The sequence below is a fragment of the Bradyrhizobium sp. OAE829 genome (genome assembly GCF_040546575.1).
Taxonomy (GTDB): Bacteria; Pseudomonadota; Alphaproteobacteria; order Rhizobiales; family Xanthobacteraceae; genus Bradyrhizobium.
On the sequence record NZ_JBEPOE010000001.1, the window covers coordinates 2,464,744 to 2,485,633 of the forward strand.

The following is a 20,890-nucleotide window of genomic DNA, read 5'->3' on the forward strand; positions in this document are numbered from 1 at the left end:
AGAGCTCAAGTGTTGAGATGACCGGGGATGCGCAGGTGCCGGCGCACCACGTCGACGAAGGCGGGGTCGCGCTTGGCGGCCCAGACGGCGGCCATGTGACCCATGAACCAGAGCACGAGACCCGCGATCCACAGTCGCAGTCCAAGTCCGAGGGCCGCCGCAAGCGTGCCGTTGACGATCGCGACCGCTCGCGGCGCGCCGCCCATCAAGATCGGTTCGGTCAGGGCACGGTGAACCGGCACGACAAAGCCTGCGACCTGCTCATCCATCAGATCACCACGCCGCCGCCGAAGGAGAAGAACGACAGGAAGAAGCTCGAGGCGGCAAACGCGATCGACAGACCAAACACGATCTGGATCAACCTGCGGAAGCCACCGGACGAATCCCCGAACGCAAGTGTCAGCCCGGTCACGACGATGATGATGACGGCGATGATCTTGGCTACCGGCCCCTCGACCGACTGCAGGATCTGATTGAGTGGCTGCTCCCACGGCATGTTCGAGCCGGCCGCCCATGCCGGCGCCGTCGTCAAGAGAACTGCCCCGGAGGCAACCAAAGTTGTAAATTGCGAAGAAATACGAAACTGCTGACGCATGTCAGTCTCCTGCGGATGAAAGGCTGTAGTCGCCGGCGGCCCCGAGCTCTGAGACAGCAGCAAGTTCGGCGAGGCGGCGATCGCTACCGCGGCCCGCAAGAACGGCGACGAGGTTGATGGTCTCGGCGATCAGGGTGCGCGGAACCGTGATGACGGCTTCCTGGATGAGTTGCTCGAGTCGCCGCAGCGCGCCGAGCGCGGTGCCCGCGTGAATAGTGCCGATACCGCCGGGGTGACCGGTGCCCCAGGCCTTAAGCAAGTCCAACGCTTCCGCACCGCGGACTTCGCCAACAGGGATGCGATCAGGTCGCAGTCGCAACGAGGATCGAACGAGGTCCGACAGCGTGGCCACGCCGTCTTTGGTCCGTAGCGCGACAAGATTGGGCGCCTTGCACTGAAGTTCGCGAGTATCTTCGATCAACACGACCCGATCGGAGGTCTTTGCCACCTCGGCCAAAAGCGCATTCGTCAAGGTGGTCTTGCCAGTCGATGTCCCACCGGCGACAAGGATGTTCTTCCGTGCAGTGACCGCATTCTTCAGGATTTTGGCCTGCGCCGAGGTCATGATCTCCTTGGCGACGTAGTCATCGAGCGTAAACACAGCGACCGCGGGCTTGCGGATAGCAAACGCCGGTGCGGCAACGACCGGAGGCAAGAGGCCCTCGAAGCGCTCGCCGGTTCCAGGCAATTCGGCCGAGACGCGCGGCGAGCCGGCATGCACCTCCGCGCCTACATGGTGCGCCACCAGCCGAACGATGCGTTCGCCGTCCGCCGCCGACAGCGTTGCGCCGGTATCGGAGAGCCCGCTCGACAACCGATCGATCCACAGCCGCCCATCTGGGTTGAGCATGACTTCGATGATCGATTCATCTTCGAGGTAACTCGCTATCGCCGCTCCGAGTGCACTACGCAGCATTCGCGCACCGCGCGAATTCGCTTCCGATTGAATGGAATGGATTGTCACCGCGGTCCCCACCGAATGAGAACGTCCAAAGGGCGTCCTCAGATGGGATGATTAGAAAAGGCACCAAGCGATCAAAGGCAACGAGTGCTTTCGGCGATCGTAGATCAGCGTAGAAAAGGAAATGCTGCGAACTGCTATTGATGCCTACTCGGCTGCATCGGCCCGTTGCAGGCGCAGTTTACCACTCTGCATCGTCATCGGTTTGCTCGCAGAAGATGGCTGCTTCGACGGCGTCGAAGGCACTGATCGGCATAATGGAGGGAGCAGAAGCCATCGGCAAAGTGAAGGATTGGAGCCAAGGTAGCGCGAACCAGGCCAACGCCGCGACCTGTAGTGTGACGTTGAGACCAAACGCGACCTGATAGGCCACGATGGCTCTATGCCCATTGTTTGTGGACCATTGTTCCAGGACCACACCCGTCGCGTATTGGGCCAGAAATGCCCAACCGAAATGCAGAACGTTCAAGGCGCCGTTGGCACGACCGGCAAGTTCCGGCGGATAATAGTCAGCGATCACCGCGAAGCTGACCACGGTTGCAGCTCCGACGATCGCTACAACGGACCACGACGCAATGGATGGCAAAGGCGCGCGCAGGATCAAGGCGATCTGCGCCACGATGAACAGCAGAGCGATCGTCGCCAGTATGGTCTCTGCTCCGATTCCTCGTCGCCTGATGCAATGGACCGTCGTCCCGAACAACCAGGCACCGCCGCTAAGTACGAGCGACATTATGAACAATTGTCCGACCAGATCCGCGCGATTTAGGCCTTCTACATCCGCGAGCCACGGCGATGCCCACAATCCCTGCAGAGACCAGGCCGATCCGACGCAAGTGGCCGACAGCGGGGCAATACGCCAAAAGCGCCTATCGCCAAAAACCGAGCCGAGAGTAGCGGGTGCTGACGCTGTCGATGGGACAATGGCTCGTTCAGGAACTACGACATAGATGAGGATAGCCGTGGCGCCGGTCGCGGCCGCCAGGATTTCGAAGAGTCGCCGCCAGTCCATCCAGGTGAGTAGGTGTTCGGCGGGAGCCGTGGCGGTCACCGCCCCTAATGACCCCAGCATAATCATGTAGCCGTTCAACAAGGCTACTCGTTCCCTGGGAAACCATAGAAGTGTGGACTTCAGTCCGGCCATCAGCGCCGCCGCCACGCCAAGCCCGATCATTGCACGCGCGATCAAAAGCGACAGGAAGCCGGTCGATACTGCGAACAATCCGGCGCCCGCCGCGGCGATCAAAAGCAAAGCGCTCTGGACGCGACGCGGACCGAAGCAGTCCAGCATAATGCCGACGGGGATCTGAGCCGCCGCAAACACAAGGAAATAGACTGACGTAAGCAACCCGAGGTCGGCAGTCCCAAGCCCAATATCCGAGCTGAGATGACCGGCGATCAAAGCGTTGATCGTTCGAAACAGATACGAGAGATAATATCCAACGGCAAAAGGGAGGAAAATGCGCGCGATTCGACACCATGCTATTGGGATTTGCATGCTGGCCCCTTTTGCTCTCAGCTCGTTCGAGCCGATAGCGCGTCCAGCTTTTGTCAGTTCGGCAAAATTGCTGCCGTCGTAGGCTGGCGTAGAAAACGGAGGGGCCGGCGGTCAGGGCCTCAGTCAGCTTTGCTGACGGGCTCCTCGCGGACGATCTCCTCCGGAATCTCGCGCAAAAAGCTCTGCCCTTTTTGCAAACGGCGGCCGAGCGCCTCGATGAATCCTTCAAAGCGTTCCCTGCCCTTTATCTGCGCGGCCGCTTGCGCGTCGTTGGGCAGCGGCGGCGTGATCGTCAGCCAGAAGCGAATGAAGAGGGCCAAGGTCTCGGCCGTTAAGCCAACGTCACGCTCCAGCCTCTGCATCTGACGCGACAACCGATCCAGGCGACGGGCGAACGCTGCCTCCCGCCGGTCCGCTCCGTCCGGTGACAGAAACGAAACGACTGCCGCTTCCACGATCGCAGACCGCGAAAGCTTCTTGCGATCCGCCAGGTCCGAGATCTGCTTCAGAAGCTCTGGGGCGAAATACACATTCATGCGGTCGCGCATATGCCTCAGAGCTCCATCCCGTCATTCGGATCCATCGCCACTTGACGAACGACGCCACGCATCTGCTGACGAATAAGTCGAGACTGGCGGACCGCATCGTCGTCGTCGTCAAGAACGGCGGCAAATTCCTCTGCCGGGGTTGGCTCCGCCGTCTCCTTGACGATCGCGACGTGATCAGGGAGTGCGGGCTCGCGGCGGAGGCCGCTGTTCGCCGTGTCATCGTCTCCTGGCTCTGCGTCGGCTTGAAGTGGCGTCGACTTCAGCGTTCCAACCGTTGACCACCCGTCCGCTCGAGATGATTGACCGGAGGCCGCGGGATCGGGCGGCGGCAAGACCCGTTCCGTGAACCGCCGATCTTCGTAGTAACGCACCTTCTTCGCCCGGATCGGCGGCGTACCCGCGATCATGACGACCTCGTCCATCGGCGGAAGCTGCATGATTTCGCCTGGAGTCAAAAGCGGCCTCGCCGTCTCCTGGCGGGAGACCATGAGGTGCCCCAGCCACGGGTTCAACCGATGCCCGGCATAGTTCTTCATCGCCCGCATCTCGGTCGCCGTACCTAATGCATCTGACACGCGCTTGGCGGTCCGCTCGTCATTGGTCGCAAAGCTGACCCGGACGTGGCAGTTGTCGAGGATCGCATTGTTGGGCCCATAGGCCTTCTCGATCTGATTGAGCGACTGCGCGATCAAGAAGCTCTTGATCCCGTACCCCGCCATGAAGGCGAGCGCGGACTCGAAGAAATCAAGCCGACCCAGCGCCGGGAACTCGTCAAGCATCATCAGGACACGATGCCGGCGATCGTGAGCGTGCAAGTCCTCGGTGAGGCGCCGGCCGATTTGATTTAGCACCAGGCGGATAAGAGGCTTGGTCCGCGAGATGTCGGAGGGTGGCACCACGAGGTAGAGCGTCGTCGGGCTGCCATCGGCGATCAGATCCGCGATCCGCCAGTCGCAACGGCAGGTCACCTTGGCCACCACGGGATCGCGGTAAAGACCCAGGAACGACATAGTCGTGGACAGGACGCCGGACCGTTCGTTCTCCGACTTGTTGAGAAGTTCGCGCGCGGTCGAGGCGACCACGGGATGAGCGCCCTGCTCGCCAAGGTGCGGCGTAGTCATCATCGCCTTCAACGTGGCTTCGATTGGCCGCTTCGGGTCAGACAGAAAGGCGGCCACGCCGGCCAAAGACTTGTCCGCCTCGGCATAGAGGACATGGAGGATGGCGCCGACCAGGAGCGAATGACTTGTCTTCTCCCAATGGTTCCGCTTGTCGAGCGAGCCTTCGGGGTCGACTAGGACGTCGGCGACGTTCTGAACGTCGCGGACCTCCCATTCTCCCCGCCGGACTTCGAGGAGCGGATTGTAACCCGAGGACTTTGGGTTGGTCGGGTCGAACAACACGACCCGGCCATGGCGCGAGCGGAAGCCAGCGGTCAGTTGCCAGTTCTCCCCCTTGATGTCGTGCACGATCGCGGAGCCGGGCCAAGCCAACAACGAGGGAACGACGAGACCGACACCCTTGCCTGACCGGGTGGGCGCAAAACACAACACGTGCTCCGGCCCGTCATGGCGGAGGTAGTCGTGATCGAGCTTGCCCAGCACCACACCATCCGAATCGAGAAGCCCGGCCGCTCGAACCTCTTCCCCGTCAGCCCAGCGGGCCGATCCATAGGTGACGACATCCTTGGCTTCACGCGCCCGCCAGACCGACATGCCGATCGCCACCGCGATCGAAACAAAGGTGCCCGACGCCGCGATGAAAGCACCCTCGACAAAGACCTGTGGCGCATAGGCGTCGTAGACGAACCACCACCAGAAGAAGATTGGCGGGTAATAGACCTTGAAGCCAGCCAGTTCGAACCAGGGCCGCCCAAGCTCGGGCTGGTAGGCAAGCCGCCATGCCGTCCATTCTGTTGCTCCCCAGATAGCAAGCAAAACGATCAGACCGACGACGATCACCTGTCCCCAGAGGATCTTGGTTCCAGACATCCCGAAACGTCCTTCCGTAAACTGAGTTGGCGAGATAGCTAGAGGCCCAGGTCGCGTTTGCGACCAAAACCCCATTCGATGCCGCCGCCGTCTTTCACGACGCCGGTGACGTGTTGGCCGAGCCTCTTTTCGAGTTCGCGGGACCAGGGCACGAGCTGAAAGCCAAGACCGTTGTCGATCATGGCAAAGCGTCCCGAGGCGAGTATCAGCCGCTGGCGATACGTGCCCGCCACGTGTTCCCCGGAGGTGGCGTTCATCTGGGGCAGTCCGGTACTGGCCGAGACTTTTGCTGCCACCTCGTCCAGTTCGCGACGGCGCAACGTGTTGAGGAGGTCGCGCTGCAGGATGATGCGCTGGCCCTCTCGCCGCGCCAGGCCGTCCCGGATCAGATGCTCAGTACGGGCTTCCATGGCGTCGCGTGTCTCGCGGCCGAAGCCGCTCATCGCGAGCGACATCGGATCGCGTTCGACCAGCCGGTGGTCAAGCCAGGTCGCTCCTCTCGCGGTGACCTGCTCACTAAGATCGAGATCAGAGCGGATCGCGAGCACCACGGTAGGACGCGGATCGCCGGTAGGGCCGAAGCGCCGGACTTCGACGATGCCGCCGACCGGTGGCGCCTGTTCGAAGGCCTCGACCCCACGGAGGCGAACGTGGTGTGCGCGTCCATCTGTTCCGTCGATCAGGGCGTAGGCCTCGCCCGTCAGTTCATCATGCAATCCCCGATCGACCAGTCGTCCGATGATCTGGGACGATGGCTGTCCACCTTCGATGACATAGTCGGCCACGCCGCGCGCTTCCCCACGCTCGGTAAAGGCGCGGTGAATGGTTTTGATGATGTCACCGCACATGCCGAGGTCGCGCAGGCTACGCTCCGCCTCAAGGCCGACCATCCATTCCCCTGGCGCGGCGGACGCGGCAAGGCCAATCTTCTCCAGGTGCTGAAGGCGACCAACCATCAGGCGCCGGATTTCGGGGTCGAAAGGTCCGGGATTCTCGGGGCGTAGATCGATGGAGCCGGTTTCGTCGGCTGCGAGCCGGATCTCCCGATCGAGCCGCGTCCATCGCTCTGCCGTGACTTCCATCTCCAGCGAATTGCGGATCTCGCGCTCCGGCTTTGGACCCAGTTCGATGGCGACCAGTTCCTCGGCCTGTGAGCGCAGGCCCCGGCCGATGTAATCGCGGGAGATCACGAGATCGGCCCGATCCTTATCGACCCCTCGAACGAGAAGATGGACGTGAGGGTTGTCCGTGTTCCAGTGATCGATGGCCACCCAATCGAGCCGCGTGCCGAGATCGGTCTCCATCTGCTTGGCGAGGTCGCGGGTGAAAGCCCTAAGGTCGGTCATGTCGCTGGCGTCCTCGGGCGAGACGATAAACCGGAAATGATGGCGGTCGTCCTTGCAGCGTTCCGCGAAAGCCGTGCCGTCAGCACGGTCGCTACCGGCATCGAACATCTCGGCCCTCTCCCCGCTCCGGGTCACGCCGTCGCGCTTCAGGTATGAGAGATGGGCCGTCAGTGGTGCTGAGCGGAAGGCGCGCCCTTTGTGGCGAGCCACGCGCGCCTTCACCACGACGCGACGTGTCGGGCTGAACAACCGGCTGCGACTAAAGGCAAGCCGGCCGCGGCCAAACGTTGAGCGCAAATAAGCCGCGGAACGCCTGCCAGTGGCAGCCTGACCCGAGGTGTGTCCGGACTTCTTCGCGGCACGTAGCACCTGGTTGATGAAGCTCTTCGCCTTCGGGGCGCGAGTGCCGCGGATGCGCCCGGGTCGAATCCGCAGATCGCTGTCGCCCACGGTCATGATCGGGCCCCGAAAATCGGACCGGTGTCTACAGTGCCGAAAACATGCTTGAATCTTCTGGCGAAAACCTCGGGCACGGCACGCGCCCCGACCGACCGGCACGCCAGAACCCAAGCCATGCCAATGGCTTGCGGTTCGACCGGCGAGCCCCTTTTATCTCGCCGTCCTGCCGTCGTGCTTCCCCACTGTGCTCGCCATCCCCCCGATGTTTTTCCAAGGCACGCTATTGCATGCCAGTTTGAGCCAACGATCATCGCGGTTCGCCCGCATCAGATCTCGCGACGAACAGGCCGGTCGCATGTGGAACAATCGCCGAGATGTCATGAATGGACGCAGCTGTCGGAAATCGCTTCGGCAGCCGCTCAAGTTGCACCTGGTCAGCGGTAATTGGGCGGTCAGAGCGCACAATAAAGAGCGACGCTGCCGATGGCCGCAGATTCGCCACTGCGCTCAAACCGGCAATGTCGCTAGCGATCATCGGCGCAAGTTTCTGCAAATACGCCTGGGTCTCAGCGGGCAACGATCGGCCGGCGAGATGCTCTTCGTAGCGAGCAGGTCCTGCGTTGTAGGCCGCCAGGAAGCCGATTGATCCATAGCGGTCGTGCAGTTCACGAAGATACGCCGTACCCGCAAGTATGTTGTCGCAGGCATCATAGGGATCGTTGCCGAGGCCATGCCGGAAGGCCCATTGCGCCTTTCGGTGACGTGGCGCGCACATCTCCCGCGCTCTCCACGCTTAAGACCGAGCGTATCCATTGCACTGGCACGCCGAAGCGACGCGAGGCATCGTCAATGAAATCCGCAAAGGGATCGTTAGTTTGGGAACTCGCTATACGCGCGACGGATCTCGTCTCCGCCGCGGCAGAAAAGTCGCACGCTGTCAGCACAAACACCATCGATGCGAGGACGCCAACGCTCCTCCTGAATGAGCGCAAGCATGGCGTCGTGCTCGCGCCCGTCCAGGGTAAAGTCGCTGCGCGCCGGCCTTTCGGCCGCCCTGAACCGCCGCTGCGCGCGACGATTGTGCAATCGTTGGTCGGGACGGAGGAATGGTGCATCATTCGGCCAAACAAAGGAACGGCAGAGCAGATTCCCACAATGCGCATGGTCACTCCTCCCAAGTCCACACTGGCAGCGCACGGCCAACGACGGTTGACGCCGGCAGGAACCCGAAATAGCGGCCATCCAGCGAGCTGGTGGACTGCCAGTTCATGACAAAGAGTTCGCCCTCGCCGACGACGCGGCAGCCCTGCCATTTCGGCAGCGGACGGCCGCGGTCATCGCGCTCTTGCGCCTCGCCCACTTCGATCGCATCAACGGAAACGGCGAATCCGCTTCTGCAGACGGTCTGCCCTGGAAGCGCCAGCACGCGCTTGAGCATTAGCACCCCCGCCGGCAGATAACCGCTCAGGTCGAGGAAGGTCGCAAGCGGCTCCGGCGGCTGAACGGCGACCAAATCTGTGACGAAGAGGTCATCCGCGGGCTGTAAGCGATAGAGGCCAATCGGCACGCTCTCGGATGCATTCCAGACATATAGCGGTGTCGTTTCGAGAACCGTCGGCGCGATGAGGGCGGCCGTCCCCACAAGCATTGCTGTCAACGTCTTCAGGCGTCTGGTCATCGCATGACCCTCTGCAGGTGAAGCCACGCCTGGTGGCGCGCTTTCGTGTAGAGACGCGGGCTTTCGTTGACGGACAGTCGGTTATGAACGTGATGCCAATAGTCTGGTGCCGCGTCTGCGGGATTGATGTCCAACGCTTCGACAGCATCGATCAGCTGGAGCGCCCGTTCGACCTTGGGCCAGCCGGACAGCCGCAGAAGGATTTCACCACCCGGCTTCACATAGGGCACGGTCGAGCAGCGTTGTCCGGGTGCGACCGCTCGCAGAATGTCGATCCGCGAGATCGCCGTTCCGAAGTCGTTCGACGTCCAGCGAACGAATGCGAAGATACTGCCTGGCGCAAACGACAGCAGCCGCCGGCGACGATCGAGGGGTTTTTCCTCGACAGCACGCCCGAAGCGAATGCGGTTCTCGATTCGCTTCTCGAGCCAAAGGAGCTCGACTTCGGTGAGATCGCTCATGAGACGCTCCGGGCTTGAGATACGTTCCGATTGCCTGGCTGGAGCGCGATTGCGACAGCGCGTGGTCGCCGTCGCTGACAGCGAGACGAGGCAGAACAGGCGGATGGTTGCGGATAGTTGTCCACAGCGGAGCGAAAGCCGCGGTCCGTTAGAGGAAATCCGAAGGATTTCTGGTTAGAAGAGTTACGGCGGCTGGAAAGCGCTAGGAGACAAGGACTTAGGCCTGATTTCGGTCCCCGATAGCACGAGGATCCGGTCCCTGATGGCACGAGGGTTGTGGTCCCCGATAGCACGAGCGGATTCACAGGCTATCTCCCGACTGAGGAGTGAGACCGCGCTTGCGAAGGCGCTCCGTGAATGGATCGACGGGTGTGAGCGCGAAATTCAAGCGCTCGGCGCCATTCGCGTCGCGCGAGAGCACAAGTTGGTAGCCGGGCAACGTCTGCCGCTGGACGATTTGGCGCACGTCGTATGCAAAGTGCTTGAGTGGTGACAGGCTGCCGGACTTGGCATGGAGATGCACAAGGTCGAAACTCCAGCCGCCCTCTTGCCGCCCGCCGTGCTTGCGCACGAGACGATAAAGCCAGCGCTCAAGTCCGCCCGTCAGATCAAAATACGCACGGTCAATGGTGAGCACGAGGGCGTCATCGACCACCCCGGCATAGAACCAGTCTGGCAAGATCAGCTCCAGCCCGAACGGACGTCCGTTTGCGTCCGCGGTCTCCTTCCACTCGTTAATCCAGGAGAACCGATGGCGCCGCCGTTCCGCAGGCTGGCGGATCGAGGTCAGCACGGTTGTCGATTGCAATCTGTCGAGACCGGCTTTGAGCCGATCGTAATCACGCGCGCTGGTTCCGCGGCCGACGAACGTTAGAATCTCGTACGGAGTTGCACCCATCAGGCGCGAGGTCTTCAAGCCCGCGTCCCGCGCTTCGACGATCTGCGACGCAGCCCAGATCAGGACGTCAGCATCCCAGATGGTCGCCACGCCGTGCTCCGGCACGGCCTCGACACGAATGGAGATCGCTCCGGCACGGAAATCGATCGGCACGACGCGCTTGGTCTTTGCGAGCGAAAAGAATGGATAGGCCATCAGGTCCTGCGCGTCGCGCGGCGCCAAATCACCGGGCAACGCCCGAAAGAGCTCAAGCTGATCGCGTTCGGATTGGTTTTTGCGCCGCATTGCTACTGCTCTCGTCTGGCAATCAGCGGCGTTCCTGGCCAGCATACGGGCGCAAGGTCGGATGCTTCTTGGCGGGCAGCACGGTTCCCCTGCCCGGGTCGGACGTCGATGTCTTGGCGCCGAGATCGGCCCAGGCTTTCAGATCATCCAGTGCGTAGACGACACGACCGCCGATCTTCCGATAGGTCGGTCCGGTCCCGTAGGTGCGGTGCTTCTCAAGCGTACGACCGGAAAGCCCAAGGTAACGCGCGGCCTCCGGTGTACGCAGGAAGCGCGGGGGCAGGCCGGCCATCGGATCGGGCATTTGAGAACTCCAGGATGTCGCCCCACCACCAATGGCGGTGCCGGCGCGTGTGCGGTCATCATGGAGAAGCGCACTCTCGGAGGGGGATGCCGAATATTGAGGGGGTGATTTTCGATACCCCAAGCCGAGGTGCTATTTGTCTTTGCGTCCGGGCCGCAGAAGTTGGCGATAACCACCGCGCATCAGCGCAAGGCCGCTCTGCACGAGGCGGATGGTTCGGGTACGCAAATCGTGCGTTTTCCAGGCGTGGTCCGGGATGCGTTTCTTGCCGAAGATTGCTTCGGCGATCGCACGATATGTGCTGCCGGATGCACGGGCATCAAGCGCGCGAATAGCGGCGCCTAGTCGCTCACGCCGCTGTTTGGATAGCTCATGAAAAGCAGGCCCTGGCGCGCGCCCATTCATTGCGCGCCACAGCCGTCGGGCAGCATACGCGCGTGCGTCGAAGTCGCCGTCGAACGGCAACTCTGCTACGTAGCTAGCGCCAATAGCTGGCGGCTCTTCGAGCCAGACGCGATGCTCCACTGCGCCCAAGCGAAAGACGGCGTGCCATCCATCGGAGGCACGCCGCACCTCGCCTGCCCTAAGATCTAGCAGTGATGGAGGCGCGTCATCATTAGGAGGCGACGTGGTCGCTGCGACGAGAACGACAGTCGGCAGAACCTCGGGCGCCCAAAAGATGGTCTGTTCGCTAGAGGACCCGTGCGGATCGTGAGCGAAAGCAGATGCCCCACCTCCTCCTGAATTCCGGGGTTACCTCGCCATGAGGACTGTTGGCGATCATCGCTTCGTAGTCGCGTTGATAGTCGGTATTGCGACGCAGACATTCCCAGGCGATGTCGGTGATGTCTGCACTTTGCAGGCTCTTGTAAGACTCCGGCGACCGCCAATCGAATGCAGGCATTGCTCCCGCCCCTTTCGCACAGCTAACGAGGATTGCGGCGCAATAATTCTGATCGATTGGGTTGTGGGAAGACTCTGGTTTAGCACCACGTGGTGCCCCTGGATGACCACCAAACAGCCGAAGAAAATTGTGCTGACGGCGCTTATAGGGTCGGTAGATTTCTTCTAATTCGAGCCGGCACCGCGCAACAGACGGCCCTGCTCGGTCACCCACTTAGCGCGCTCCAGATGACTCAGGTATGCATTCCGCGCACGATCAGGTTCTCGCTCTGGATCGATGTGCAAGACTATCCGCACGACCTCTCGCCAGTCAGCCCCTTCGCTTTCGGCCTGCAAAAGGCGCGTGTACGTTACGACATGCTGCTCATCATAGGGAGTCAGCGCTGAATCGGTTGGCGCGACATCCGCGACGTCAGGATCAAGTAATGGTTTTGACATCGGCCCTACGCCGCACGAATAATCGAAATAAAAATTGAGGCGTACGCATCCTGCCACCTCTCATAGTTTGCGAGTGTAGCATATGGCATGCCAACGGGAACCGCCCGGGAACCCATTTCTCTACATTTCGGCAAACGAACCTCCATCCGCGAGCATCAGCGGGTGCCACGTCCGCGTATTATAACACGTAGCGCCAAAATACGCGATTGCCTCCTATCCTGCGGATGGATATCCGCAAGGTCTTTGGAGGAAACGCACGACGATTCCGGCTGGCCCTTGGCTTGAGCCAAGAGGCTGTTGCGGAACGTATGGGCGTGGACAGGGCCTTCATAAGCAGCATGGAAAGAGGGCTGCAAAACGCGACCTTGCTTACGATCTGGCAGATTGCCCAAGCCCTAGAAGTTCGGCCTGCAGACCTGCTTGACGAAAGAGCGTCTAAGATTCGATCCTGATCTTCGCGAGCCGGGCCGAAGGCCCGGCGAGCGCCGGACGCGGACACGCGTCATCGCCGCCGGTCCGGCTTGCCGGATCGGCGGCGATGCACTGGGGCACGTGAAAGATGCCGCGCAACCGTTACCGATCGCGCGGCCTATTGTTCAGATGGCGCGCTCCATCAGGCGCTTTGCCTTGCCTTCCAGTTCGAGCCTTGCATCCTGATGCGCCTTGGTCCGAGCGAATGCTGTGATCCCCTGCACGAAATCAAAGATGCTTTCCGGCTTGCGGTTTTCCTCGCCCAAGACGGTCTCGATGACCTTCGTCGTCTCCGACTTGGAAAATCCGCTCCTTCGAAGGAAGGACTCCCGGTCCTCGTCGGTACGGGCCACAATCCGCTCCCGGGCGGCCTTGATACCGGCGACGAATGGCGCAGGCGAGGAATTGGCAAAACTCGTCAGGGCTGGTGCGGCGTCGTGCGCGAAGCGTTGCGCAGCGAATTTGGAATGCCGGATCGTGATCTCCTCGAAATTCTCGACGCCCCACAGATTGCGGTTCATGCAGACGGCGCGCAGGTAGAAACTCGCAATCCCGAGCGTCTTGCTGCCAACCTCGCTATTCCAGCAGTAAAACCCCCGGAAATACAAATCCGGCGATCCATCCGGCAACCGCCCCGCCTCGATTGGGTTGGTATCGTCGACCAGAAACAGGAACACGTCGCGGTCGCTGGCGTAGAGCGTGGTTGTGTCCTTGGTGACATCCACAAACGGATTGTGGGTCATGGTCGACCAGTCCAGCACGCCCGGCACCTTCCACCGCGTGTCGCCCGTCCCGTTCCCCGCAATTTTCATCACGGCGGCAACAAGTTCATGGTCCCAGATACGGCCATAGTCGGGGCCGGTGACAGCACGAAGCTCGACGCGGCCTTTATCGGCTTCGAGGGTTTTCACGAGCTCGGCGCGGTGTGACAGCAAGCCGTGTTGCAGGTTGATGCCTGACAGGGCTGCGGGAAGTTGCCGAAGATACGATGTCGGTGCGCCGACCAGCGTGCACAACTGGCCAAAGCTCCAATGGGTGGGCGCGACCGGCTCTTCACGGCCGGGGACCATCAAAGCCAGTCGCTCGGGATTGTTGCGGTTGGCCTCCACCCGGATGGCCCTGCTTTCCACCGTCCGCGCCTGTGTATGCTCGGCGCGATAGCGCACGGCCTCGTAGAGGTCCGGCAGGTTCAAATAACGTTCGTCATCCGGTCGCGAGAACCATTCCGACGACACGCGGCCGATTCGCTGGCCGCGCGATACATCGACACGAAAGCCGCCGGAAACAGGCTGCTCGTTCTGGGTCAGAGTCATCAAGGTCATGGATCAATCTCCTTTGGGGCCGGGTTAAAGCGCAGCGCTGCGCTGCAACCCTGCCCGTCGGCGAGACCGGGGTAGCAAGGGCAAGGGCGGCCGGAGTGGAGGGGAATCACCCGCCCAAGGGGGCGCGCGGCACGCGCGCGTCTGCACGCGCCTCGCCGTCATGGCTTCAAAAAATTCTGCGACGGCGCGGAAGACCGGGGAGACCGCTCCGGCTGGCGCCGGCTTCGGCGCTTCACCCTTGCGCGCGCGAGGGCGGAGCCCTTAGCGACCACCATCCAAACAAGGAGGCCGAAGGTCCTTGCCCCTCTTTCTGCTGCGTTGTGGTCATGAGCACAGCAAAAACCCCGCCTCCGAAGAGGCGGGGTGCGTCGATGCGGTTGGATCAGTCGCCGTTGCGGCGGGACCAGATCAGCGTGAAGCTGTCGTCACCCTCACCTTTCACCAGCGAGGCGTAGATCGGGGCCGGAAAGCTCGGGTCGTCGAGTTTGACCGAGAGATATTCGCGGTCGCTGTTCTGCGCGGTCTTCTTCCAGGCGGCGCCGAACTCGGTCGCCCCGGCAAAGATGCGATAGTCGGGCGCCTTGTCGTGCTCCTTCTCGGTCGCGACGAACTTGGCCTTGACGTTGAGCGTGAGCGTCTTGACCGAGCCGGTATAGCCGTTGTCCGCTGCGGTGAAGGTTCCGATGGTAGCCATGGTGGTCTCCGTTCTGTTTGTCGGGCCGCGACCATCGCAGCCTCGATGGCGGTCCTTGGCCCGGGGAGCGATCGGCCCGCAGCCGTCAGGCCCGCAGCGCAGCGGAGGACGGCGGTAGCCGGCTTTTTTGCCTCGCGAGGAATGCCGCCTCTTGGCGGCAGGGGAAAAAAGCCGGCGTAGCCGTTGCGGGAAGGCGATCGAGGCGAAGCCGGCCCTCGGGCCTGATCCGTCCATTCGAGGTTGCGTGGGACGCGCCCATCAAACAGACTGATGGAGACCACCATGACTGCCGTTACCGCCACCGCACAAGGATAGGGATCACCGGTCGCACAAAGACTTGCCGGTGCGCATCAACGAAAGGCGAAGGCGTGACCCAACGAACGATGGCGTATGATTTCGCATCGCGGCGCGGCCGACCACGCCGCCTACGACCTAAAGCCGCGGAGTCCAGATTGCGAGTTCGATGTCAGAGATGACCGACAGGTCCGGCCCGATCTACGCCTTGCTGGTGAAGGGCGCGCGCGACGACAGCTTCACGCTGATCTGGTTCCGCCACAACAGCGACTGATCGTCGATGCGCCCCGCCATTTCCGAGGCGGAGTTAACAGGCGCTGACCACAACGCGCCCCCATCCTGCTTCAAGCTTCCCTTAAATGCACCCGATTGAGGGTGTGAGCATCATGAGCTTGGCCGCGCGCCCAAAGGCGCGCGGCCAAAATTTCAATGGCTGCACGACGACAGGCCGGGACCGTGTGAGCGGTCCCGGCCGTTCCGATCATTCGGCAGCGTCGGAATAAGCGTTTGCGTCCGCTTCCGCAACAGCCTCCGTCTGCGCTTGCTCCACACTCTCCTGCACGGTCTTCGGTGTCCGCATGATCGCGGGCAGCCAATCCGTGGCGGCGAGCAACTGCTCGGCGGCTTCCGCCATGTCCGGCTTCTTCATATCCGCCATACGATCGGCCGCTTCGTGATTGACGCCTTCCTGCACTGCTTCGAGGATACGCGCCTTGGTAATGCGTCCGAGATAAGACCGCGCGGTCGGCCGCCAATAGCCGGTCATATCGAGCGAGACGGCTTCCGCCAATCGGTCCGCTGTCGCCAAGGCCCGTGGTTTCCGCTCCCAAGGCAATTTGACCGCGTTGACCGTCAGCGCAACGCAATGCGCCAGCAACGCCATGCGGCTGTCGTGATCAAGTTCGGACACGAACGTCCAGAGGTTGGTCACGTCGCGAGGCATCTGCCGAGCCCAATTGGCATGGCGATCCGCCCATTCCTTGCCAGCCGGGGTATCCTCGATCCCGTCCGCGTGAGACGCCAGCACCGTGTTGACCGAACGAATGTCGACGACGTGCGCTTCCGCCCCGAGATAGAAGATTTGGGCGGCGAGGGCATGGGTGACGGTCACGACGGCGACTTCCGGCTGTTCGCTTAAGTTGAGCCGCAGCCCCAAGGTGCGATGGGCGGTGAGGTCACGAACAAGGATATCTGACAAAGGACTGTCGGTTTCTTCCTCGTCCGAGGACTGATCCGCCTCCCCTTCTCCCTCCTCGCCTGACCGGCCCTCACTGCTGTCGGCGTCGGCGTTCTCCGAAGCATCGGCCGCCTGCCCGGTTTCGTCTTGGGGTTTTTCATCCTCGGTTCGGATGAAACCGCGTTCGATCCGCACGGTGCCATCATGGTTGAGGATGACGAATGCTCCGCCCCGCGCGATGTAGTCCGGGTAATAGGCCTGTCGCTTCGCTTCCAGCCGCTCGATTTCGGCCTCAAGCTCGCCAAACCGCGCGTCCACCTCGTCAGGAAGATCCTCGGCTGCCTCGTGCTGCCCAGTCAGGCTGTTGAATTCGGTCCGCACAGCATCGAGGGCGGCCTGATCTTCTGCCGAAAGCTCCACCGGATGGGGGTACGTCCGGCGCATGCCGTGGGCGTGCGGAAAATCAAGATGGGCTTCCGTCCATTTCCAGTCTTCCGTCTCCCGCAGAACATCGGCCATACGCCCGAGTTTTGCCGTCACCAGCAGATCGAGCAACGCCACATCCTCCAAATAGCCACCGCGATCCTCGGTGAAGAGGTCGCGCAGAATCGTGCCGCCCGCTTCCGTGTAGGCCTCAATGCCGACAAAGCGCGCGCGCCGATCCGTGGCCGCCACGTGGGTTTCGGTGAGCAGGCGGCGGATGGTGCTGGCGTCCCGGTTGTAGGACAAGCGGTCATAAACGCCTTCCTGCCGGGCGTGGTCATCCGTGATGGCAAAGGCCATCAACTGCTCAAGCGTCAAATCGCCATCGCGATAGACCTTCATTAGTTTCGGGGAGACCGCGCCAAGACGGAGACGTTGCCGCACCGCGTGCGGCGTCACGCCGAAGCGGGCGGCGATTTCTTCCGCACCGAAGCCGCGCTCATCCGCCAGCTTCTTGAACGCCTCGAACTGATCGGCGGGATGCATGTTCTCGCGCGTGACGTTCTCATCGAGGCTGATTTCGAAGGCGTCGTTCACCGTGTCGATGACGCAGCGGATCGGTTCGGTCTTCTTGATCTCCTTGCGCTTGACGCGCAGAAGCTGCGCCAGCCTGCGGCCCTCACCGACGGTGACGAAATAGAACCCGGTTGCGGTGCCGTCGGTATCCAGTTCAGGCTCAACGACAAGGTTTTGAATGATGCCTTTGGCGGCGATACTGGCCGCATAGGCCTCAATCGACGCCTCGTTGTGCGGCGTCTTGCGGGCGTTCTTGGGCGACTTCTTGAGCTTGTTGAGCGGAATGAAGCTCTCGGTCCCGCTCGCCGTGACGATTTCAACGTTCTTGGTAGTCATGATCAATCTCCTTTGAGGGCATGGGTGCAGAGCGCACCTCGCGCCTGCAGCCCTGCCCGTCGGCGAGACCGGGGTAGCAAGGGCAAGGGCGGCCGGGGCGGAGGGGGATCACCCGGCCTGCACAAGCGGATTCCCATGGTGAAAGCTGTCCAGTCTTGGCCTCCGCGCGGAAGGTCGGGGAGACCGCCCCGGCCGGTCCCGGATCTTCCGGGACTTCACCCTTGCCCGCGCGAGGGCGGAGCCCTTAGCACTCAACAGAAAGAGGCACCCGCAGGAGGGTCAGCATAGCGCCGACGCGATAGCGGCGGGACCCGGGACCGAGTGCAGTCGCGAGAACGGCACCCGAACGAAGGGCAGTGATAGCGACGCCGGAATGAAATGACGGCGGGACCGAGGGCGAGTGCCTCCGGCGAGCGACTCATAATCGCGCGAGGGATCGAAGCCGAATAGCCGAGACGCCATGCGGCTCGGTTCACGAGAGCCCGGTGCGGCACTTGCCGCACGCGCCCAAACGAAAGGTCAGGAAGACCAAGTTCAGGGACTGAGTGTCGGCGCGTCAAATGATTCGAACCAAACCGTGAGTTCCGCCATTGCGAATCCCAGCCATGTGTTATCCGCCGGAACGAATGACGGACGAAACGATTCGCCGTTCAGGAGCCATTTCTATGCTGATGACACGTGAACGAAGGCCGGCGATACGGACGATGCGCGGATGGGCGATTGACCTGCTTCATAACGCTGGCGCCATCCGCGAGTGCGAGGAGCATGGTTGGATGCAGGACCGCGCCGATCCGCATGCATGGGAGCGAGCGATCGATATCGCCCGTGAAGACCCGCCAACAGGGGTCTCTCCTGATGCAGCGGTGGCCGAGGTTCGCGACGTGCTGAACTCGATCGGTGATAGCTGCCTGGAATGTCCTCCTGATTAAGAAGGACCGGCGCCGAGCACGATACCAACCTATTCCTCTATGGGCCCCAAAGAGAGACGGGCAATGGAAGGAGTGATGTGGAGGCATCCCGAGATCGAGATGCGCGCGGCCCAGCGGTCGCCTCCGAATAGGGAACTCACGAGTGGTTCGGAGATTGATGTGCTTTGGAGGCACCAATGGCAGTCAATAAACCGACCGGCGACAACGCCCGTAAGGGCGCGGTGAAGAAGCGCACCCAGCTCAAGAACCCGCTGACCAAGACGGCGACCAAGCGCAACAAGACGGGCGGGCAGTTCATGGCCGTCAAGAAAAGCGCCAAGAAGTTCAAGGGTGTCCGCAAGGAGAGGTGATGGGCCGGTTTTTCATCGGAATCATCATAATCAGCGTTCTAATTCTACTGGGGATGTATCTGCACGTGGTTGCCTTGTAGAATTCTTGAGCCCCTCAGCGCGCACGCATTGGCAGGGCATCCCCGCGCCACATTGGCATCCACTCTCTTCGGACCATGCTTTGCCGGGGTGGTTCTCACAGACGAAACCTATCCCCAGGCAGATCGGACAGTCAGAATCCATCTTGCCTCATACGAACGCGCGGCCCCTGCTCCAGAGGTCGCAGGTATACCGCGCGCCCACGACGGCCACCTTGGGGGGCTAGGCCGCCAATCCTATTCTTTGTTTTCACGGGCCAGACGCTCTGCCTTTAGCCGTTCAAAATTCGACCGGAACGCGTTATCAACCTTCTTTCGGGCGGTGAGGTTCTGCTCCGCATCCCAACGGGCTTTCTCTTTCTTGGCCGCGCGCTCTTCTTTGGTGGGCTGCTGCTTGTCTTTGTGGACGTATTCCATACCTAGCCGCACCTGACGAGTTGCAGATGGTTTGGCTGTTTACGGTAGCTTTCGATCGCGCGGTTTGACAGCATAAGTATCCGTCGCTCGCCCTCAAGCATCTGTGATTGAATGTTCCTAAGAAGGAATTCAGCGGTTTGCTGCTCGTCGGCAAGCTCGCCTATTCCCACCAGGTAATCCCAGGCGATTTGCAGCGAGTTTTCGATCAGAACTGGAAGCGGTTCGGTCATAAAACAGGAACGCCGCCCAGGCTTTAACGTTCCTTTTTGCTCAGCTTGAGCAGCAGCCGTTGCGAGGTGATAGCCCGGTGCTAATATCTGCCATGAACACCGGGTCGACCCACGTCGCCTTCAGTTTTCTTCACCTGCTTGGTGAGCTTGGACTTCGGGCTCACGAGCGTACCAAGCTGCTTGCAGATTCAGCTTGAGACCGTCAATCACTCAGAACCTTTTCGCGCATTTCAGCCTCGTACTGCTTGGCCTTTTCTATAAGTGCATCGCGAACCTTCCCCGGCGCCAGCAAGGCGACCTGTTTCCGGGCTTCGCGGGCGCATTCAGCGGGTGTGTCTTGAGTTTTATTGTCCATGGCGCACCTCCCACCTAAAACACTTTCAGGAACCTCTCGTTCCCTTGGACAGGCCTTTGAACGAGCTGGCCCGGAGGAGGCCCTCAGACGTGATGTCGCGATACTCGATACTGGCAGTAAAAACAGGCTCCACCCACGTTGCTTTAGGCTTCTTGAGCGGCTTACTAAGTTTGCTCCTTGGACTCACAACGGTGTCGAGTGCCTTGCGGATTTGGCTTGAGGTGGTGCGATTCCAGCCTGTTCCGAGCTTACCCATGTAGACAAGCTCTTTGCCTTCCTTCTTCCCGAGATAAAGAGCAGCAACACCGCTCGGATCCTTGACGAATCCAATGACCGGAAATTTCCCCGTCTGGACGGCTTTGATTTTCAGCCAGGCCTCAGTGCGCTCCGATCGATATGGCGCGTCCGCGCGCTTGGAGATGATGCCTTCCCAGCCAAGCTTGGCGGCATGCTCAAACATCTCCTGGCCGTCGCCGGTCATTTGCTCGCTGTAGAGCACCGGCATGCCGACATCATTCTCTCCCATCAGGTCGGCCAGCATCCGCTTGCGTTCGATCTGGGGCAGCTTCCTCCGGTCGCCATCTCGCCAGAGTAGGTCGAAGGCGTAGTAGACCAGCCGATCTTGCCCGCCCGCGGCGAGTTCGGCCTGGAGTTCGGAGAAGTTGGTCCGGCCTTCATGAACCACGACCACCTCGCCATCAATGATGGCCTGGCCGGAGATATCGAAGGCGCCGGCAATGGTGGAAAAACGCTTGGTCCAATCGAGACCGTTCCGCGTAAACACTCGTTTTTTTCCGGCATTGACATGGAGCTGGACGCGGTAGCCGTCGTATTTGATTTCGTGAATCCATTGCTCGCCCTGGGGAGCCTTGCTCTTCAGGGTCGCAAGCTGGGGCTTAATGAACCCCGGCATCTCCAAACGCTTTGCCACAAA

The 20,890-nt window shown here is 61.4% G+C and carries 25 protein-coding genes; 3 read left to right on the top strand and 22 right to left on the bottom strand.

Annotated elements, in window-relative coordinates:
* Positions 1 to 5: 5 nt before the first annotated feature.
* The 15 genes from ABIE49_RS11865 to ABIE49_RS11935 form a co-directional block, all read right to left on the bottom strand.
* A complete protein-coding gene (locus ABIE49_RS11865) occupies positions 6 to 269 on the bottom strand; it encodes a VirB3 family type IV secretion system protein (protein WP_192740179.1) in 264 nt (87 codons plus the stop codon).
* On the bottom strand, positions 269 to 595 hold the full coding sequence (locus ABIE49_RS11870; RefSeq protein WP_192740180.1) for a TrbC/VirB2 family type IV secretion system protein: 327 nt from the start codon (positions 593 to 595) through the stop codon (positions 269 to 271). Before ABIE49_RS11870 ends, ABIE49_RS11865 begins: the two co-directional genes overlap by 1 nt.
* A gap of 1 nt (position 596) precedes the next feature.
* Positions 597 to 1,511 carry a P-type conjugative transfer ATPase TrbB gene (gene trbB, locus ABIE49_RS11875; RefSeq protein ID WP_192740181.1) on the bottom strand — a complete coding sequence of 305 codons (915 nt, stop codon included), beginning with the start codon at positions 1,509 to 1,511 and terminating at the stop codon, positions 597 to 599.
* 226 nt (positions 1,512 to 1,737) lie between these two features.
* Positions 1,738 to 3,054: an MFS transporter gene (locus ABIE49_RS11880; protein ID WP_192740182.1), complete on the bottom strand. Its 1,317-nt coding sequence runs from the start codon at positions 3,052 to 3,054 to the stop codon at positions 1,738 to 1,740.
* Positions 3,055 to 3,173: 119 nt separating this feature from the next.
* On the bottom strand, positions 3,174 to 3,602 hold the full coding sequence (locus ABIE49_RS11885; RefSeq protein WP_192740183.1) for a CopG family transcriptional regulator: 429 nt from the start codon (positions 3,600 to 3,602) through the stop codon (positions 3,174 to 3,176).
* 5 nt (positions 3,603 to 3,607) lie between these two features.
* Positions 3,608 to 5,593: a conjugal transfer protein TraG gene (locus tag ABIE49_RS11890; RefSeq protein WP_192740184.1), complete on the bottom strand. Its 1,986-nt coding sequence runs from the start codon at positions 5,591 to 5,593 to the stop codon at positions 3,608 to 3,610.
* A 38-nt stretch (positions 5,594 to 5,631) separates the two neighbouring features.
* Positions 5,632 to 7,395, bottom strand: coding sequence for a relaxase/mobilization nuclease domain-containing protein (locus ABIE49_RS11895; protein WP_192740185.1), 1,764 nt, complete (start codon positions 7,393 to 7,395; stop codon positions 5,632 to 5,634).
* Between the two features lie 250 nt (positions 7,396 to 7,645).
* The gene (locus tag ABIE49_RS11900; protein ID WP_354066766.1) at positions 7,646 to 8,113 is read right to left on the bottom strand and encodes a lytic transglycosylase domain-containing protein; all 468 of its coding nucleotides are present in this window, start codon (positions 8,111 to 8,113) and stop codon (positions 7,646 to 7,648) included.
* Positions 8,114 to 8,503: 390 nt separating this feature from the next.
* Complete coding sequence (locus ABIE49_RS11905) at positions 8,504 to 9,016, bottom strand: S26 family signal peptidase (protein ID WP_192740186.1); 513 nt, start codon at positions 9,014 to 9,016, stop codon at positions 8,504 to 8,506.
* Positions 9,013 to 9,477, bottom strand: coding sequence for a DUF2840 domain-containing protein (locus ABIE49_RS11910; RefSeq protein WP_192740187.1), 465 nt, complete (start codon positions 9,475 to 9,477; stop codon positions 9,013 to 9,015). Before ABIE49_RS11910 ends, ABIE49_RS11905 begins: the two co-directional genes overlap by 4 nt.
* Before the next feature lie 301 nt (positions 9,478 to 9,778).
* Complete coding sequence (locus tag ABIE49_RS11915) at positions 9,779 to 10,660, bottom strand: replication initiator protein A (RefSeq protein ID WP_192740188.1); 882 nt, start codon at positions 10,658 to 10,660, stop codon at positions 9,779 to 9,781.
* A gap of 22 nt (positions 10,661 to 10,682) precedes the next feature.
* Positions 10,683 to 10,964 (bottom strand): helix-turn-helix transcriptional regulator, encoded by a 282-nt coding sequence (locus ABIE49_RS11920; protein WP_192740189.1) that lies wholly within the window; start codon positions 10,962 to 10,964, stop codon positions 10,683 to 10,685.
* A gap of 132 nt (positions 10,965 to 11,096) precedes the next feature.
* Positions 11,097 to 11,489 (bottom strand): DUF2285 domain-containing protein, encoded by a 393-nt coding sequence (locus ABIE49_RS11925; RefSeq protein ID WP_354066767.1) that lies wholly within the window; start codon positions 11,487 to 11,489, stop codon positions 11,097 to 11,099.
* A 166-nt stretch (positions 11,490 to 11,655) separates the two neighbouring features.
* Entirely contained in the window at positions 11,656 to 11,868 is a 213-nt protein-coding gene (locus tag ABIE49_RS11930) for a transcriptional regulator domain-containing protein (RefSeq protein WP_192740190.1), read from the bottom strand.
* Between the two features lie 164 nt (positions 11,869 to 12,032).
* Entirely contained in the window at positions 12,033 to 12,305 is a 273-nt protein-coding gene (locus tag ABIE49_RS11935; RefSeq protein WP_192740191.1) for a DUF2285 domain-containing protein, read from the bottom strand.
* Between the two features lie 224 nt (positions 12,306 to 12,529).
* Between ABIE49_RS11935 and ABIE49_RS11940 the strand changes: the two genes are divergently transcribed.
* Positions 12,530 to 12,757 (top strand): helix-turn-helix domain-containing protein, encoded by a 228-nt coding sequence (locus tag ABIE49_RS11940; RefSeq protein WP_192740192.1) that lies wholly within the window; start codon positions 12,530 to 12,532, stop codon positions 12,755 to 12,757.
* 144 nt (positions 12,758 to 12,901) lie between these two features.
* Here ABIE49_RS11940 and ABIE49_RS11945 read toward each other — a convergent pair whose 3' ends face one another.
* The 3 genes from ABIE49_RS11945 to ABIE49_RS11955 all read right to left on the bottom strand — a co-directional run bounded on the left by ABIE49_RS11945 (position 12,902) and on the right by ABIE49_RS11955 (position 17,598).
* Positions 12,902 to 14,098: a DUF932 domain-containing protein gene (locus ABIE49_RS11945; RefSeq protein ID WP_192740193.1), complete on the bottom strand. Its 1,197-nt coding sequence runs from the start codon at positions 14,096 to 14,098 to the stop codon at positions 12,902 to 12,904.
* A 382-nt stretch (positions 14,099 to 14,480) separates the two neighbouring features.
* On the bottom strand, positions 14,481 to 14,792 hold the full coding sequence (locus ABIE49_RS11950; protein ID WP_192740194.1) for a DUF736 domain-containing protein: 312 nt from the start codon (positions 14,790 to 14,792) through the stop codon (positions 14,481 to 14,483).
* Positions 14,793 to 15,567: 775 nt separating this feature from the next.
* A complete protein-coding gene (locus ABIE49_RS11955; protein WP_192740195.1) occupies positions 15,568 to 17,598 on the bottom strand; it encodes a ParB N-terminal domain-containing protein in 2,031 nt (676 codons plus the stop codon).
* Between the two features lie 665 nt (positions 17,599 to 18,263).
* Between ABIE49_RS11955 and ABIE49_RS11960 the strand changes: the two genes are divergently transcribed.
* Positions 18,264 to 18,527 (top strand): hypothetical protein, encoded by a 264-nt coding sequence (locus ABIE49_RS11960; RefSeq protein ID WP_192740196.1) that lies wholly within the window; start codon positions 18,264 to 18,266, stop codon positions 18,525 to 18,527.
* A gap of 176 nt (positions 18,528 to 18,703) precedes the next feature.
* Positions 18,704 to 18,877, top strand: a complete 174-nt coding sequence (locus ABIE49_RS11965) for a hypothetical protein (protein ID WP_192740197.1) — start codon at positions 18,704 to 18,706, stop codon at positions 18,875 to 18,877.
* Between the two features lie 314 nt (positions 18,878 to 19,191).
* Here the strand turns inward: ABIE49_RS11965 and ABIE49_RS11970 are convergent, their stop codons facing one another.
* The 4 genes from ABIE49_RS11970 to ligD all read right to left on the bottom strand — a co-directional run bounded on the left by ABIE49_RS11970 (position 19,192) and on the right by ligD (position 20,887).
* Entirely contained in the window at positions 19,192 to 19,371 is a 180-nt protein-coding gene (locus tag ABIE49_RS11970; RefSeq protein WP_192740198.1) for a hypothetical protein, read from the bottom strand.
* Between the two features lie 2 nt (positions 19,372 to 19,373).
* Complete coding sequence (locus ABIE49_RS11975; protein ID WP_192740199.1) at positions 19,374 to 19,601, bottom strand: hypothetical protein; 228 nt, start codon at positions 19,599 to 19,601, stop codon at positions 19,374 to 19,376.
* 202 nt (positions 19,602 to 19,803) lie between these two features.
* A complete protein-coding gene (locus ABIE49_RS11980; protein WP_192740200.1) occupies positions 19,804 to 19,956 on the bottom strand; it encodes a hypothetical protein in 153 nt (50 codons plus the stop codon).
* Between the two features lie 25 nt (positions 19,957 to 19,981).
* Positions 19,982 to 20,887, bottom strand: coding sequence for a non-homologous end-joining DNA ligase (gene ligD / locus ABIE49_RS11985; RefSeq protein ID WP_354066768.1), 906 nt, complete (start codon positions 20,885 to 20,887; stop codon positions 19,982 to 19,984).
* Between the last annotated feature and the right edge of the window lie 3 nt (positions 20,888 to 20,890).